This is a genomic window from Streptomyces sp. NPDC059906 (genome assembly GCF_042730645.1).
In the GTDB taxonomy this organism is placed as follows: Bacteria; Actinomycetota; Actinomycetes; order Streptomycetales; family Streptomycetaceae; genus Streptomyces; species Streptomyces rubrogriseus.
Window position 1 is genome coordinate 1 of record NZ_JBHWKU010000011.1, and the last position, 15,796, is coordinate 15,796.

The 15,796-nt window shown below is 73.9% G+C and carries 13 protein-coding genes; 9 read left to right on the top strand and 4 right to left on the bottom strand.

Features of this window, described 5'->3' with window-relative positions; translation table 11 throughout:
- Positions 1-131: 131 nt before the first annotated feature.
- The 3 genes from ACFV9J_RS18410 to ACFV9J_RS18420 all read left to right on the top strand — a co-directional run bounded on the left by ACFV9J_RS18410 (position 132) and on the right by ACFV9J_RS18420 (position 4,299).
- Entirely contained in the window at positions 132-650 is a 519-nt protein-coding gene (locus ACFV9J_RS18410; RefSeq protein WP_385355526.1) for an SRPBCC family protein, read from the top strand.
- A gap of 43 nt (positions 651-693) precedes the next feature.
- Positions 694-2,988, top strand: a complete 2,295-nt coding sequence (locus tag ACFV9J_RS18415; protein WP_385355529.1) for an FdhF/YdeP family oxidoreductase — start codon at positions 694-696, stop codon at positions 2,986-2,988.
- Between the two features lie 99 nt (positions 2,989-3,087).
- A complete protein-coding gene (locus tag ACFV9J_RS18420; RefSeq protein ID WP_385355881.1) occupies positions 3,088-4,299 on the top strand; it encodes a Cmx/CmrA family chloramphenicol efflux MFS transporter in 1,212 nt (403 codons plus the stop codon).
- Between the two features lie 15 nt (positions 4,300-4,314).
- On the opposite strand, the gene ACFV9J_RS18425 is transcribed toward ACFV9J_RS18420, so the two are convergent.
- Positions 4,315-5,316, bottom strand: coding sequence for a helix-turn-helix transcriptional regulator (locus tag ACFV9J_RS18425; RefSeq protein ID WP_385355532.1), 1,002 nt, complete (start codon positions 5,314-5,316; stop codon positions 4,315-4,317).
- Positions 5,317-5,426: 110 nt separating this feature from the next.
- Between ACFV9J_RS18425 and ACFV9J_RS18430 the strand changes: the two genes are divergently transcribed.
- Both ACFV9J_RS18430 and ACFV9J_RS18435 read left to right on the top strand, forming a co-directional pair.
- Complete coding sequence (locus tag ACFV9J_RS18430; protein ID WP_385355534.1) at positions 5,427-5,849, top strand: VOC family protein; 423 nt, start codon at positions 5,427-5,429, stop codon at positions 5,847-5,849.
- Positions 5,846-6,946 carry a winged helix DNA-binding domain-containing protein gene (locus ACFV9J_RS18435; protein WP_385355536.1) on the top strand — a complete coding sequence of 367 codons (1,101 nt, stop codon included), beginning with the start codon at positions 5,846-5,848 and terminating at the stop codon, positions 6,944-6,946. The genes ACFV9J_RS18430 and ACFV9J_RS18435 overlap by 4 nt, the downstream gene beginning before the upstream one ends.
- Positions 6,947-6,985: 39 nt before the next feature.
- On the opposite strand, the gene ACFV9J_RS18440 is transcribed toward ACFV9J_RS18435, so the two are convergent.
- The 3 genes from ACFV9J_RS18440 to ACFV9J_RS18450 form a co-directional block, all read right to left on the bottom strand.
- The gene (locus ACFV9J_RS18440) at positions 6,986-8,062 is read right to left on the bottom strand and encodes a MerR family transcriptional regulator (protein ID WP_385355883.1); all 1,077 of its coding nucleotides are present in this window, start codon (positions 8,060-8,062) and stop codon (positions 6,986-6,988) included.
- 77 nt (positions 8,063-8,139) lie between these two features.
- Positions 8,140-9,393, bottom strand: a complete 1,254-nt coding sequence (locus ACFV9J_RS18445; RefSeq protein WP_385355538.1) for an acyltransferase family protein — start codon at positions 9,391-9,393, stop codon at positions 8,140-8,142.
- A 104-nt stretch (positions 9,394-9,497) separates the two neighbouring features.
- Entirely contained in the window at positions 9,498-10,337 is an 840-nt protein-coding gene (locus ACFV9J_RS18450) for an SGNH/GDSL hydrolase family protein (RefSeq protein WP_385355540.1), read from the bottom strand.
- A 175-nt stretch (positions 10,338-10,512) separates the two neighbouring features.
- On the opposite strand from ACFV9J_RS18450, the gene ACFV9J_RS18455 reads away from it, so the two are divergent.
- The 4 genes from ACFV9J_RS18455 to ACFV9J_RS18470 all read left to right on the top strand — a co-directional run bounded on the left by ACFV9J_RS18455 (position 10,513) and on the right by ACFV9J_RS18470 (position 15,745).
- Positions 10,513-11,214 carry a response regulator gene (locus tag ACFV9J_RS18455; RefSeq protein WP_385355542.1) on the top strand — a complete coding sequence of 234 codons (702 nt, stop codon included), beginning with the start codon at positions 10,513-10,515 and terminating at the stop codon, positions 11,212-11,214.
- Entirely contained in the window at positions 11,211-12,725 is a 1,515-nt protein-coding gene (locus ACFV9J_RS18460; RefSeq protein WP_385355545.1) for an ATP-binding protein, read from the top strand. Before ACFV9J_RS18455 ends, ACFV9J_RS18460 begins: the two co-directional genes overlap by 4 nt.
- Positions 12,722-13,285: a hypothetical protein gene (locus ACFV9J_RS18465; protein WP_385355547.1), complete on the top strand. Its 564-nt coding sequence runs from the start codon at positions 12,722-12,724 to the stop codon at positions 13,283-13,285. Before ACFV9J_RS18460 ends, ACFV9J_RS18465 begins: the two co-directional genes overlap by 4 nt.
- A gap of 240 nt (positions 13,286-13,525) precedes the next feature.
- On the top strand, positions 13,526-15,745 hold the full coding sequence (locus ACFV9J_RS18470; RefSeq protein WP_385355549.1) for an MMPL family transporter: 2,220 nt from the start codon (positions 13,526-13,528) through the stop codon (positions 15,743-15,745).
- Positions 15,746-15,796: the final 51 nt, after the last annotated feature.

The window sequence follows — 15,796 nt, forward strand, 5'->3', positions numbered from 1 at the left end:
CGCGTCGCCGACCTGCTCCTCGGCGGCGAGGCCGACCCCGGCGACACCATCGTCGCCGACGTGGTCGACGACTCCCTGCACTGCACGGTCGACAAGTCCGGCACCGCACGACCCGCGGAGGCGAGCGGCACATGAACACCGTCGAGGAGACCGTCGAGATCGCCGTACCGGTGCGCACCGCGTACGACCAGTGGACCCAGTTCGAGTGCTTCCCGCGGTTCATGACCACCGTCAGGCGCGTCGAACAGATCAGGCCCGCGGTGACCCTGTGGGTCGTCGGACTCGGCCCCCTCCGCAAAGAGTTCGCGACCGAGATCGTCGACCAGGTGCCCGACTCGCACCTGACCTGGCGCAGCCTCGGGCAACGCCACGGCCACCGGGGCGAGGTCACGTTCCGGCCGAGCGAAGGGGAACACACCTCGGTGACCGTGCGGATGTCGGCCGAGCCGCGCGGACTCACGGGCGTACTCGCCCTGGTCCCCGGGGCGGCCGGCCGCGTGGTGCGGCGCGAACTCGCGCACTTCAAGGCGTACATCGAAGGACACGGGGAGGCGAGCGGCGGCTGGCGGGGGACCATCCGGGACGGCCAGGTGCGGCCGGAAGAGCCGGAGCCGCCGCGCAGCCGGGTGGCGGTCTGGCCCGTGGGCTGACGGGCCCGTACCTGAACACAGCGAACGAGAGGCGAACCCCCCGATGAAGAAGCCGCCCAGGGACGAACCCCGGGACGACCTGACCGTCACCCCGCCCAAGACCTGGGCCGCGGGCGTGCCCGCGGTGGTGCACGCACTGGAGTACTCCCTGGCGCAGACGTCCCCGAAGGAAACCGCGGTGGACCTGCTGACCATGAACCAGGTCGACGGGATCGACTGCCCGGGCTGCGCCTGGGCGGACCCCGCACCCGGCCACCGGCACCGCAACGAGTACTGCGAGAACGGCGCCAAGCACATCAACGACGAGGCGACGACGCGGCGGATCACCGCGGACTTCTTCCGCGAGCACTCCGTCTCCGACCTGGCCGGGCGCTCCGACCTGTGGCTGAACCAGCAGGGGCGCCTGACCGAGCCGATGGTCAAGCGGCCCGGCTCCGACCACTACGAGCCGATCAGCTGGCGCGACGCCCTCGACCTGCTCGCCGGGGAACTGAAGGCGCTCGACAGCCCCGACGAGGCGGTCTTCTACACCTCGGGCCGGGTCAGCAACGAAGCCGCCTTCGTGCTGCAGCTCTTCGCCCGCGCCTACGGCACCAACAACCTGCCCGACTGCAGCAACATGTGCCACGAGTCGAGCGGCTTCGCCCTGCACGAGACCCTCGGCACCGGCAAGGGCACCGTCAGCCTCGACGACCTCCACCACGCCGACCTGATCTTCCTGGTGGGACAGAACCCCGGCACCAACCACCCGCGGCAGCTGTCCGCGCTGGAACAGGCCAAGCGCAACGGCGCCCGCATCGTCGCCGTCAACCCGCTCCCGGAGGCGGGGCTGCTGAGGTTCAGGAACCCGCAGAAGGCCAGCGGCGTGATCGGCCAGGGCGTCCGCATCGCCGACCGGTTCCTGCACATCCGGCCCGGCGGCGACCTCGCCCTGTTCCAGGCGCTGAACCGGCTGCTGCTCGAAGCCGAGGACGCCCGGCCCGGCACGGTCCTGGACCACGCGTTCATCCGCGACAGCACCAGCGGCTTCGAGGAGTTCGCCGAGCACGCCCGGCAGGCCTCCTGGGACGACGTGGTCGCCACCACCGGTCTGACCCGCGAGGAGATCGAGCGGGTCCGCGACGAGGTACTGCGCAGCAAAAGGGTCGTCGTCTGCTGGGCGATGGGCGTCACCCAGCACAAGCACGGCGTGCCCACCATCCGGGAGATCGTCAACTTCCTGCTGCTGCGCGGCAACCTCGGCCGGGCCGGAGCCGGCGCCTGCCCCGTGCGCGGCCACAGCAACGTCCAGGGCGACCGCACGATGGGCATCTGGGAGCAGATGCCGGACTCCTTCCTGGACGCCCTGCGCGACGAGTTCGGCTTCGACCCGCCGCGCGCCCACGGCCTCGACTCGGTCGACTCGATCAAGGCGATGCGGGAGGGCCGGATCAAGGTCTTCCTCGGCGTCGCGGGCAACTTCGTCCGGGCCGCCCCCGACAGCGCGGTCACCGAGGAGGCCATGCGGAGCTGCCGCCTGACCGCCCACGTCTCCACCAAGCTCAACGGTTCCCACACCGTCTGCGGGCGGACGGCGCTGATCCTGCCCACCCTCGGCCGGACCGAACGCGACCAGCAGTCGGGCGGCGAGCAGTTCGTCACGGTGGAGAACTCCATGAGCGAGGTGCACACCTCCCGGGGACGCCTCAAGCCCGCCTCACCCCTGCTGCTCAGCGAGGTCGCCATCCTGTGCCGGCTCGCCCGCCGCACCCTGGGCACCGGCCCCGGCGACGTGCCCTGGGAGGAGTTCGAGGCCGACTACAGCGCGATCCGCGACCGGATCTCCCGGATCGTGCCGGGCCTGCACGACTTCAACCGGCGGGTGGCACGCCCCGGCGGCATCCGGCTGCCCAACCCCGTCAACGAGGGCGTCTACCGCACCGCCACCGGCAAGGCCGTGTTCACCCGCAACACCTGGCGCACGCCCGACCTGCCCGAGGGCCACCTGCTGCTGCAGACCCTGCGCTCCCACGACCAGTGGAACACCATCCCCTACACCCTGAACGACCGCTACCGGGGCATCCACGGCAGCCGCCGGGTGGTCATGGTCAACCCGGACGACCTGAGCGCCCTGTCCCTGGCCGGAGGCGACCGCGTCGACGTCGTCGGCGTCTGGCACGACGACACCGAGCGCCGCGCCGAGGGCTTCGAGGTGGTCCCGTACCCCACCGCCCGCGGGTCCGCCGCCGCGTACTACCCGGAGACCCAGGTCCTGGTCCCGCTGGACAGCGTCGCCGACATCAGCAACCAGCCCACCTCGAAGGGGATCGTCGTCCGGCTGGAGCGCGTGACACCGTAGCCGCATCGTGAGACGGGCCCCGCCGCGGGAATGGCGGGAAGCGGGGCCCCGTTGACACCTTTCATGCCCGACTCTTCCCCACGGCCCACGGCCGGACGCATGCCGCTCGCCGTCTACATCCTCGGCCTGTCCGTCTTCGCCCTCGGCACCAGCGAGTTCATGCTCTCCGGACTGCTGCCGCCCATCGCCGACGACATGGACGTGTCGATCCCGCGAGCCGGGCTGCTGATATCGGCGTTCGCGATCGGCATGGTGGTCGGCGCGCCGCTGCTGGCCGTGGCGACCCTGCGCCTGCCCCGCAAGACCACGCTGGTCGCGCTGATCTCGGTGTTCGGCGTCGGCCAGGTCGCGGGCGCGCTCGCGACGAGCTACGAGGTCCTGTTCGTCTCGCGGGTCGTCAGCGCGCTCGCCTGCGCCGGCTTCTGGGCGGTGGGCGCGGCCGTGGCCATCGCGATGGTGCCGGTGACCGCGCGGGCCCGCGCGATGGCCGTGATGATCGGCGGACTGTCCATCGCCAACGTCCTCGGCGTCCCGGCGGGCGCCTTCCTCGGCGAGCACCTGGGCTGGCGGTCCGCGTTCTGGGCCGTGGGCGGCGCCTCCGCCGTCGCACTCGTCGGCGTGGTGACCCTGATCCCCCGTATCCCGCTGCCCGAGCGGCGGCCCCGGCTGCGGGGCGAGCTGGCGATCTACCGGGACCGCCAGGTCTGGCTGTCCATCGTCGTGACCGCGCTCGCCGCCGGCGGCGTCTTCTGCGCCTTCTCCTACCTCGCCCCGCTGCTCACCGACGCCGCCGGACTGGCGGACGGATGGGTGCCGACCGTGCTGGCGCTGTTCGGCGTCGGCGCGCTCATCGGCACGACGATCGGCGGCCGGGTCGCCGACGCCCACCTGTTCGGCGTACTGCTCTCCGGCATCACCGCCTCGACGGTGCTGCTGGCCGCCCTCGCGCTGTTCGCCTCCAGCCCCGCCGCCGTGATCGTCCTGTCGCTGCTGCTCGGTTTCTCCGCGTTCTACACGGCGCCCGCGCTCAACGCCCGCATGTTCAACGTCGCCGGTGCCGCGCCCACCCTCGCGGGCGCGACGACGACCGCCGCGTTCAACCTGGGCAACACCGGCGGCCCCTGGCTCGGCGGCACGGTGATCGACGCGGACCTCGGCTACGCGGCCACCGCCTGGGCGGGCGGGGCGATGACCCTGGTCGCGATCGCCTTCGTCGCCGTCTCCCTGCGGCTGAACAGCCGCTCACGCGTCGTGACGGGCGGCGGCCCGGCCACCGAGACCGCGAGCCTGGAGCGGGCCCAGCGGGTGTGAGGCGGGCCCCGGCGCTCACCGTCGCCGGGGCCGCTCCGCGACGGCCCCGGCACAGCGGTCGGCCAGCCCGGCGAACGCCTCCTCGAGCGCGGGCGGGCCGACCACCTCGATGTCGGCGTCGTAGAGGCAGAAGGAGGCCGCCAGCGAAGCCCACGACCAGGAGCCCGTCGTGAGCCGGCAGCGGTCGGGACCCAGCTCCTCGACCGTCCCGTCGGCGGCGTGCGGGGACACCGCGGAGGCGGGCAGGTGGAGTACGGCCGTGCCGCGGCAGGGCCAGTCCGGGGAGCCGTCCGAGCCGCGGAACCTGCCGGTCAGGAAGGCGGCCACGTCCCCGCCGGGCAGGTCCCGGGGCGTGAAGCGCGGGCCGGTGGGCGTGCGCGGGGTGATCCGGTCGGCGCGGAAGACCCGCCAGTCCTCGCGGTCCAGGTCCCAGGCGACCAGGTACCAGCGCTCGCCCCGGGTGACCAGATGGTGCGGCTCCACCCGGCGCGGGGGCGGCACCTCCTCGGCTGCGGGGTCCGCGAAGTGGGCCGGGGCATGGTCGAAGCGCAGCACCTCGCGTGCCTGGACGGCGGCGCTGAGCGCCATCAGGACGCCGGTGTCCGCCTGGGGCTGCGGCCGGGGCGCGGACCGTGCGACGGAAGTGACCTGGAGGGCGTCGATCCGGTGCCGCAGCCGGGCGGGCATGACCTGGCGCAGCGTGGCCAGGGCGCGCTCGGCCCCGTCCTCGATCCCGGCGCCGGTGGCCGCGGCGGTCCGCAGCGCGACCGCGAGGGCCACCGCCTGCTCGTCGTCGAAGAGCAGCGGGGGCAACCGCGTCCCGGCGTCCAGGCGGTAGCCGCCGTCGGGGCCCTTCACCGCCCGGACCGGGTAGCCCAGCTCCCGGAGCCGGTCGACGTCGCGGCGCAGCGTGCGCGCACTGACGTCCAGCCGCTCGGCCAGCACCGCACCGGGCCAGTCCCGGCGGGCCTGGAGCAGCGAGAGCAGGGACAGCAGCCGGGCCGAGGTCTTCTGCATGGCCACCATGCTGCCGCACATAGCGGCCACAACCTGACCGCTACCTGAAGCAGAGTGGGCACCGCGGGGCCGGACCGGCCCGGCTTTCCCTCCGAGGCAAGGAGCCCGACATGACCGCCAAAGCCGTGACCCACCTCAACTTCCGTGGCGACGCCCGCGCAGCCCTCACCTTCTACCGGGCCGCGTTCGGCGGGGACCTGACCCTGGTGACGTACAAGGACGCCGGCAACGTCCAGGACCCCGCCGCGGCCGACCAGGTGATGTTCGGCCAGGTGTCCACCGCCGACGGCCTGGCCGTGATGGCCTACGACGTGCCGTCCGACCTGCCCTACCACCAGGGGGAGAACGCGTTCTTCGTCTCCGTCCGCGGCGAGACCACCGAGGAGATCACCGCGTACTGGGAGAAGCTCGCCGAGGACGCGACCGTCCTGCGGCCGCTCGGGACGGCCCAGTGGGCGCCCCTGTACGGCATGCTGCGGGACCGCTTCGGCGTCACCTGGGTCCTGGACGTCGTGAGCGAGTACAACGCGTGAGCGTGCTCGACGCCCGGTCGCTGAACCGGGCGGCGCTCGCCCGGCAGCTGCTGCTCGACCGCGCGGACCACCCGGTGCTCGGCGCCGTCGCGCACCTCGGCGGCATGCAGGCACAGGAGCCGCAGGAACCGTTCGTCGGGCTGTGGTCGCGGCTGCGCGACTTCGCCCCACGGGCGCTCGACGACCTGCTGACCGGGCGTCGGGTGGTGCGGACCCACCTGATGCGCCGCACCGTCCATCTCGTCACCGCCGAGGACGTGCTGGCCTGGCGATCGCGCCACGACGCCATGCTGCGCGGCCGCGTCCTCGGCACCTACCGCCGCGAGCTCGCCGGGGTCGACCTCGACGAGCTTGCGGCGGCGGGCCGCGCGGTCCTGGCCGACGGCGAGCCCCGCTCGATGGGCGACCTCGCCCGCGCCGTGGCCGCGCGGTGGCCGGACGCGGGACCCCGGCCGCTGGGGGAGCTGCTGGTCGCCGCGCTGATCCCGACGGTGCAGTTGCCGCCGCGCGGCCTGTGGCGCACCAGGGCCGGGGTGCGCAACGCCCCGGTGGCCCACTGGCTGGGCCGCGAGGTGGACCCGCCCGCCCCGCCGGGCACCGATCCGGTCGGGGAGGAGCTGGTACGGCGCTACCTGGCCGCCTTCGGGCCGGCCGCCTCGGCGGACCTGCGTGCCTGGTGCGGGCTCGCGGGGCTGCCGGCCGCGGTCGCGGCGGTGCGCGGGGAACTGGTCTCCTTCCGCGACGAGCGGGGCCGGGAACTGCTGGACCTGCCCGACGCCCCGCGGCCCGATCCCGGCACCCCGGCGCCGGCGCGGTTCCTGCCCGCCTTCGACAACGCGGTCCTCGGCTACCAGGACCGCGGCCGGATCATCGACGACCCGCACCGCGGCCTGTCGGTCACCGGCGCCCGCTTCGTCCTCGTCGACGGGAGGGTCTCGGCGACCTGGACCGTCGAGGACGGCACGGTGACCGTCACCCCGCTGCGCCGGCTCACCCGGCCGGAGCGCGCCGAGGTCGCTGAGGAGGGGCAGGCCCTCGCGTCCTTCTTCTCCGAGGGCGGAAGCGACCGGGTCACGGTCGGGGCGGCACCGCCCTGAGGGGCGGCCGACCCGGGCGGGGCCCGGCGCCCGGCGGCGTCACGCCCCGGACACGACGTCGGCGACGACGCAGCTGACGTTGTCGGGACCGCCGGACCCGTTGGCGAGGGCCACCAGTTCCCGGACGGCCGCCCCGGGCTCGCCCGGGGCGGCCAGCACCCGGTGGATCTCGTCGCCCGGCACCACCGTCGACAGGCCGTCGGAGCAGAGCAGATAGCGGTCCCCGGGCCGGGCGTCCTGCAGGCGCATCTCGGCGGTGGCGTCGGCTCCCCGGCCCAGGGCCCGCACCAGCAGCGACCGCTGGGGGTGGGACGCGGCCTCCTCCGGTGTGATGCGGCCCTCGTCGACCATCGACTGCACCACGGTGTGGTCGTGCGTGATCTGGAACAGCTCCCCGTCGCGCAGCAGGTACACGCGCGAGTCGCCGATGTGGACGAGGCCCAGCTGGGACCCCGTCCAGAGCATCGCGGTGAGGGTCGTACCGGCCTCCTGCGGCGCGGAACCGGATCCCACGGCGTCGTGCACGGCCCGTTCGGCCTCCTCCACCGCGTCCGCGAGGACGTTGAGGAGACCGTCCGCAGGGACACCGCCGCTCTCCAGCCGCCGCAGCGACTCGACGGCGGCGGCGCTCGCCGGAGCGCCCCCGTCGCCGAAGCCGTCGGCGACGGCCAGCAGGCGGGAACCGGCGTAGGCGGTGTCCTGGTTGCTCTCGCGGACCAGGCCGGTGTCGGAGGCGGCGGCGTAGCGCATGCTCAGGGCAGGAGTGGTGGGAGACATGGCGGGGTCCTTCCGGTTCAGGTGGTCGACGAGGAAGGCGGCCAGGTCCCGTCGGGCGGCGGTCTCGGCCTCGGCCCGTGCCCAGAAGGCGCGGACCTCCCCGGCCGCCGCTCCCGCGTCCAGCGAGCACACGTGCCGGATGCGGGCCAACGGCATCCCCAGGCGGCGCAGCCAGGCCACGAGCCGGGCCCGTTCCACCTGTTCCGGGGCGTAGCGGCGGTAGCCGGTGACCGGGTCGACGCGGGCGGGCGGCAGCAGGCCCAGCTCGTCGTAGAGCCGCAGCGCCTTCGGCGACAGCCGGGCCGCCTTCGCGAACGCCCCTATGGTCAGCAACTCCACGCCCACGTGCCCACCCCTCCTCGTACCGGGCGCTTCGCCCGGTGACACCGATGCTGCGGCCTGCCCCAAGGTGAAGGTCAACCGCCGCCCGACCCGAGACGTGTGACGTCGACCGAGCCCTCCCCGGTTCGCGGCTGGGGGACCGCCGCCCACAGCGCGGCCAGCGCGGCGAAGGCGGCGACGAGGGCGACCGCCCCGGTGCGGCCCTTCGCCCAGCGGGCCCGGAACCGGACCGGGTCCTCCACCAGGACCTTGGAGAGCACGGCGAGCGCCACCGACACGGCGAGCAGCACCGCCGTACGGGAAGCCCCCACGAGGCCGAGCCGTTCCTCGCTCAGCAGCAGGTACACGGGCCAGTGCCAGAGATACAGACTGTAGGAGACCGTGCCGAGCCGGCGCAGCGGCGCGGCGGCGAAAAAGCGCCCGGCCGGTGTGCGGGGAGCCCGGGCCAGGCACGCGATGAGCAGGGCGGCGGCCAGGGCGTGGAGGAACAGCCCGCCCCGGAAGAGAGACGGGGAGTTCTGGCCGTCGGCCGCGATCCAGTACGCCCCGATGCCCGCGGCCAGGGCGAGGCTCCACCGGCCGGCGGCGCGTTCGCCGAGGCGGGAGACCAGACGCGCGGCGGGTTCGGTGGCCGCCAGCGCTCCGAGGAGGAGCGAGAAGGCGCGGGTGTCGGTGCCCTCGTAGACCCGGGTGGTGTCGGCCGCAGTGGTCAGGACGACCATCAGGACCAGGGACGCGACGGCGCCGGCCGCGGCCACGGCGGCCACCCGCCGTCCGGCGCCCCGGCCCCGGGCCAGCAGACATAGCACCAGCGGCCACACCACGTAGAACTGCTCCTCGACCGCGATGCTCCACAGATGGCTGAAGACCCTGGTGCCGGCCGAGTCCCAGTAGCCGACCCGGTCGGCCACGAAGTGCCAGTTGGCGAGGTTCGCGGCCACCCACGGCCCGTCGTCGAGGGCGTACCGGAGCAGGTTCGGCGGGCCGAGGGCCCACACCAGGAGCAGGGTCCCGGCGAGTACGACCGCGAGCGCCGGCAGCAGCCGCCGGGCGCGCCGGCCCCAGAAGGCGAGCAGGTCGATCCGGCCGTCACGGGCCGCCTCCTTCAGCAGCAGGCCCGTGATGAGGAAGCCGGACAGGACGAAGAAGAGGTCGACGCCGAGGAACCCGCCGTCGAAATGACCGGCGTGGAAGAACAGCACGCCCAGGACGGCGACGCCGCGCAGGCCGTCGAGCGGGGCGATGTGCCGCCGCGACGGCCGCGGCACGGGGGAGGGGGCGGCGCGGGCGCGGCGGGGGGCGGGGGAGGGTGTGGCCGGCAGGGGCATGGGCTGGTCTCCGTCGAAGGGGCGAGGCGGCGAGGCGTCCCCGGCCCGCGACCGCCTCGCGGTGGGCGGGTGAGCGGATGGGCGGGCCGGGGACGCCGCGGGGGCTACGCGCAGCCGAGCCGGCTGTAGACCTTCGCGCCGGTCCAGTCACCGGTGGCCCAGGTGCCGGCGGCGGCCGGGTCGAAGCCGTACCGCTTCTCCAACTGCTCGCCGAACCAGACGGCGAACGCCGCCGAGCCCTGCTGGCAGGAGTGGATGCCGTCCTCGCTGCGCTGCGCCTGCTCGGAAGCGCTGTCGTCGCCCCACAGGGCGGCGGCGTCGAGGAAGCCGGCCGTGTCCGGGTGCTTCTCGGCCACGCTCTTCGCGGACCGCGGCGCGGATGCGATCTCCGCCTCGTGCGGCTGGTAGAAGTCGTCGATCTTGAAGGGCGGGGCGGAGACGAGGAGGAGGTCGGCCCCAGCCTCGTTCACGGTCTTCACCAGGCGTTCGTAGGCCGCGCGCTGTTCGGCCGGGGTGCCCCAGTCGTAGGTGGTGACCTGGTAGGCGACGACGTCCGGCGCGAAGGACTTCAGCGTCTTCGGCAGGCGGTCCCAGGTGGGCGCCGCGATCTCGCCGACGACACCGCCGCCGCCGGCGGCGGCCACCGACTTGAAGGCGACGCCCCCGGCCTTCATGGCCGCGCCGAGGGCCGGCGCCTGGGCCTCGCCGATGGAGTCACCCATCCACAGCAGGCGTCGCGGCCCGTCGTCCTGCTTTCCTTCGGAGGAGTCCTTCCCACCGTCCGTGGTGACGCCCGCCGTGCCGTCGCTCGCGGAGACCTCGACGCCGGTGCCGGAGTCCTGGCAACCGGTCAGGAAAAGTGCCGCGGCCGCGGCCACGAGGGCGTAACCGTAGGCGCGGCGGGCGGGCAGTGAGCGCCCGCCGGAGTTGATCTCGTTGTCCATGCCCCCAGCACAGCCCCCACGCTCCCGGCCCCGGGAGGGCTGTCATCGTTTCCTCACACGACGCGGAACCCGGCGTCATACGCTTCGAGCACGCTGGCAGAAGACGGCCGCCGCCGGGCCGGGGAAACCGGGTCGCGGAAGCCGAGCCGAGGAAACCGGAGAAGAGCGCACCCCCATGGCACGAGTCCTGCTCATCGAAGACGACCCCGCGGTGCAGAGAGGCGTCTCGCTCGCGCTGAAACGCCGGGGGCACGAGGTGGCCGTCGCGGGCAGCGGGGAGACCGGTCTGCTGACCCTGGAGCGGTACCGGCCCGACCTGGTGCTCCTGGACCTGATGCTGCCGAACATGAGCGGTCTGGAGGTGTGCCGCCGGATCCGGGAGAGCAAGCAGATCCCGATCATCATCCTCTCCGCGCGGGGCGACGAGATCGACATGGTCGTCGGCCTGGAGGCGGGCGCCGACGACTACGTCGTCAAACCGGCGGGCGCCGAGCTGCTGGAGGCGCGGATCCGGGCGGTCCTGCGCCGGGTCGCGCCCGCCCAGGACGGCGGCACCCGGAATCCGGCCGACGCCGGCCCCGAGCGGCACGCGGACCTCACGGTGGACCGCACCACCCTGGTCGTGGCCAAGCACGGCACCGAGCTGCCCCTGGCACCCTCGGAACTGAAGCTCCTGCTGTTCCTCACCGCCACCCCCGGTCAGGTGTACTCGCGCCAGCAACTGCTGGAGCAGGTCTGGGAACACTCCTTCTACGGCGACGTCCGCCTCGTCGACGCCTGTGTGATGCGGCTGCGTGCCCGTATCGAGGACGACCCGCGCAGACCGGTGTACGTGCAGACCGTGCGCGGCTTCGGCTACCGGTTCGGTCCGCTGTGAGCCGGCTGCGGCCACCGCTCCGGCTCGCCGCAAGCAGGCTGCGGCGGCACACGCCCCGCGGGCTGCGGGCCCGGCTGGTCGTCGCCTTTCTCCTGGCCGCTGCCTTCGGCGCCCTGCTCACCGCCGGCTTCACCTTCCATCGGGCCCGCGCGGCCATCCTCGACCGCGCCGCGGAGAGTGCCGTCGCCGATCTGCGCACCCAGCTCGACTCCCTCGCCCCCGACCTGGTCGTCCCGCCCACCGCCGGGGACCTGCGCGGGCTCACCGGACAGATCGACCAGGCCGGCGGGGCCCGGGGCTGGCACGCGTCCGCCTCCTACCGGGGCGCCGAACCGGTCTCGGCCTCCCCGGGCGCGCCACCCGTCCCCGACGAGCTGCGGGAGACCGTGCGGGACACCGGCCGGGCCGTCCACCAGCGGACCGAACACGACGGCCGCCCGTGGCTGGCGCTCGGCATGCCCGTCGCCTACACCCCCGACGAAGCCGGGAACGGGGACCCGGACCAGGACCCGCTCTCCGGACTCACCGTGTACGCCGTCTTCCCCCTCGACGACGACCGGGCCGACATCGACGCCCTGGTCACCGCCGCCCAGGCCGGTGCCGTCCCCGCGCTCGCCCTCGCCCTGGTCCCGGCCCTGGTGGCGGCGCGCAGCGTCCTGCGGCCCGTCCGACGGCTGCGCCACGGCGCCGAACGCATCGCGGCCGGGGAGCTGGACACGCGCCTGGACACCGCGGGCCACGACGAACTCGCCGACCTGACCCGCTCGTTCAACACCATGGCCGAGACCCTGGAGCGGGACGCCGCCGAACTGCGCCGGCTCGAGGCCGGCGCCCGCCGCTTCGCCGCCGACGTCGCCCACGAACTGCGCACCCCGCTGGCCGCCATGGCCGCGGTCACCGAGGTCCTCGACGAGGACGCCGCCTCGGGTGTGCTGCCCGCCGACACCGAGGACGCCGTCCGGCTGATCAGCCAGGAGGTGCGCACCCTGGCCCGCATGGTGGAGGACCTCATGGAGGTCTCCCGCTTCGACGCCAAGGCCGCCCCCGTCCACCGGGAGGACGTCGACCTGCGCACCCTCGTGACCAAGACCCTGCAACTGCGCGGCTGGGCCTTTGACGAGCGGGTCCGGGCCGACCTGCCCGAACCGGCACCCGTACGCGTCGACCCCCGCCGGATCGACGTCGTCCTCGGCAACCTGGTCGCCAACGCGCTGCACCACGGAGGCCCGCCCGTGACGGTGGCGGTCCGCACGCGCGAGGACCGGGTCCGGGTCACCGTCACCGACCGGGGGCCCGGCATCCCGGACGACGCGCTCCCGTACGTCTTCGACCGCTTCTACAAGGCCGACGCGGCACGCCCCCGCTCCGGCGGCAGCGGCCTCGGACTCGCCATCGCCCACGAGAACGCGGCCCTGCACGGCGGCACCCTCACCGCGGCCAACCGCCCCGGCGGCGGTGCCGTCTTCACCCTCACCCTGCCGCGGGCCGCCTCCACCCCGGGAACGACATGACATCCCGCCACTTCCCGCGTCCGAATCGGGCCGCCCTCGCCCTCACCGTGCTGCTCGCCGCCGGCAGCGCCGGCTGCGGCATCGGCACCACCGGCCCGGTGCAGGCCGGCGCACCCGCCTCCGGCGTCCAGCGGCCCGGCGACGGGGCCGGCACCGTGCGCCTGTACTTCGCCGGCCCCTACGGCACCCGCCCCGTCACCCGGCGGACGGACGGCCCCCTGGCCCCCCAGCAGGCCCTCGACCTGCTCCTGGACGGCCCCACCCCGGCCGAGCGCGAGCGCGGCATGACCACCCACGTCGAGTCGAGAGCGGCCGGACGGCTCACCGCGACCACGGGCGAAGGCGCCGTCGACGTCGTCGTCCCCCTCCGGGTCAGCGCCGGCGAACTCGACGTGACCGCGGTCAGCCAGCTGGTCTGCACCGCGGCCCACGCCGACGTCCCGGGGGGCCTGGCCGCCGAGCAGGTCGACGTCCGCATCCACGAGAGCGGCACCCGCGCCGCCACGCCCTGGACCCTGCGCTGCGGGGCGGGCGGCAACGCCACGCCCGTCACCGGCTGAGCGGAGTCGGCTGCCCGCGGCAACGAAATGCGGAGTACACCCACCTTCGTGATCTACACCGAGGGGAGAGGAGCGCGGGACCCCACTACACCCGACGCAGTACGCCAGTCCAGACCCAGGGTCGGATCAAACGCCGTGAACCCCGGGCGAGCATGGATGTGTACCCCGGTCAGCGCCTCCGCCTTCCCCCCATGTGCCGGGTCTTCGTCCTGCCCGTAACCCGACGGATTGGTCCAAAAGGTGGCTACGTTTCTCTATCGACTCGGCCGGAGGGCGTTCCGGCGCCGCGGCCTGGTCGCCCTGTTGTGGGTGGCCATACTCGTGGGCGCCGGCGTCGCCTCGTCCGCCGCGCCGGCCCCGCCCGAAGACTCCTTCTCCATGCCGGGCACCGAGTCCCAGAAGGCGTTCGACCTGCTCGACGAGCAGTTCCCGGCCGCCAGCGCCGAGGGCGCCACGGCCCGCGTCGTGATCCGTGCCCCCGAGGGCGCGAAGATATCCGACGCGGCCGGCAAGGACCGGGTGAAGGACCTGGTCGCCGACCTCAAGGCCGGCCCACAGGTCTCCTCGGTGGACGACCCGTTCGAGGCGAACGCCGTCAGCGAGGACGGCACCACCGCCTACTCCTCGGTGACCTACAAGGTCAACGCGATGGAGCTGACCGACGAGGCCCGCGACGCGCTCACGGCCGCCACCGACGGGGTGCGCGAGGGCGGGTACACGGTCGAGACCGGCGGCGACGCGGTCGTGGCCGAGCAGGAGATGGGCGGCACCGCCGAGCTGATCGGCATCGGAGTCGCCGCGATCGTGCTCCTGCTGACCTTCGGCTCCCTGGTCGCGGCGGGCATGCCGCTGCTCTCGGCGATCATCGGGGTCGGCATCGGCATCTCCGCCATCGGGGCGCTCGGCAGCACGCTGGAGCTGTCCGCCACGACCTCCACCCTCGCCATGATGATCGGCCTCGCGGTCGCCATCGACTACGCCCTGTTCATCGTCTCGCGCTACCGGGCGGAGATCGCCGAGGGCCGTGCCCCGGAGGAGGCGGCCGGACGAGCGGTGGGCACCGCGGGCTCCGCGGTCGTCTTCGCCGGACTGACCGTCGTCGTGGCCCTGGCCGGTCTCGCGATCGTCAACATCCCGATCCTCACCAAGATGGGCCTGGCCGCCGCGGGCACCGTCGGCATCGCCGTGCTGATCGCCCTCACCCTCACCCCGGCGCTGCTCGGCTTCGCCGGCAAGAAGGCGCTCAGCCGCAAGGACCGCAAGGCTCCCGCCGGGGCGCGGGCCGCCTCCGGCAAGCCGAAGCTCGGCACCCGGTGGGCCCGCTTCGTACAGCGGCGCCCGGTCACCGTCCTGCTGACCGCGGTCCTCGGCCTCGGCGTGATCGCCGTACCGGCCGCCGGGATGGAGCTGGGCCTGCCCGACGAGGGCAGCTCGGCCCCCGACACCACCCAGCGCAAGGCCTACGACATGCTGTCCGAGTCTTTCGGGGCCGGATTCAACGGCCCGCTGATGGTCACCATCGACGCACGCGGCGCGGACGACCCGCAGGCCGCCGCGGACACCGTGGGCGAGAAGATCACCGGACTGGGGAAGGCCGCGGCGGTCACCCCGGCCAGTTTCAACGACAAGGGCGACACCGCCGTCCTCACCGTGATGCCCAAGACCGGCCCGAGCGACGTCGCCACCGAGTCGCTGGTGCACGACATCCGCTCGCTGTCCGGCGACATCAGGGCGGACACCGGCGCGACCATGCTGGTCACCGGTGCGACCGCGATGACCATCGACTTCTCGCAGACCCTGGACGACGCGCTGATCCCCTACCTGGCGCTGGTCGTCGGGCTCGCCTTCCTGCTCCTGATGCTGGTGTTCCGCTCGGTGCTCGTCCCGCTGAAGGCGGCCCTGGGCTTCCTGCTCTCGGTGGCCGCGGCGCTCGGCGCGGTGGTCGCGGTCTTCCAGTGGGGCTGGCTCGCCGACGTGTTCGGAGTGGACCAGCCGGGCCCGATCATGTCGATGATGCCGATCTTCATGATCGGCGTGGTCTTCGGCCTCGCCATGGACTACGAGGTCTTCCTCGTCACCCGCATGCGGGAGGCGTACGTCCACGGACAGTCCGCCGCCGAGTCCGTCACCACGGGCTTCACCCACGGCGGCCGGGTGGTCGCGGCCGCCGCGATCATCATGATCAGCGTCTTCTCCGGCTTCATCCTGGAGAACGACGCCATGATCAAGATGATGGGCTTCGGACTCGCGATCGCGGTGCTCTTCGACGCCTTCGTGGTCCGCATGGCCATCGTGCCCGCGGTGCTCGCACTGCTCGGCACCAAGGCGTGGTGGCTGCCCAAGTGGCTGGACCGCGTCCTGCCGAACGTCGACGTCGAGGGCGAGAAGCTGCACCGGGAACTCGGCGACACCGCCGCGCCCACGGAGCCCGCCCGCGAGCCGGAGACGGCCGGAGTCTGACCCACGCGCACACGGCCCCGGTGTCCTGGTACTCCCAGGGACACCGGGGCC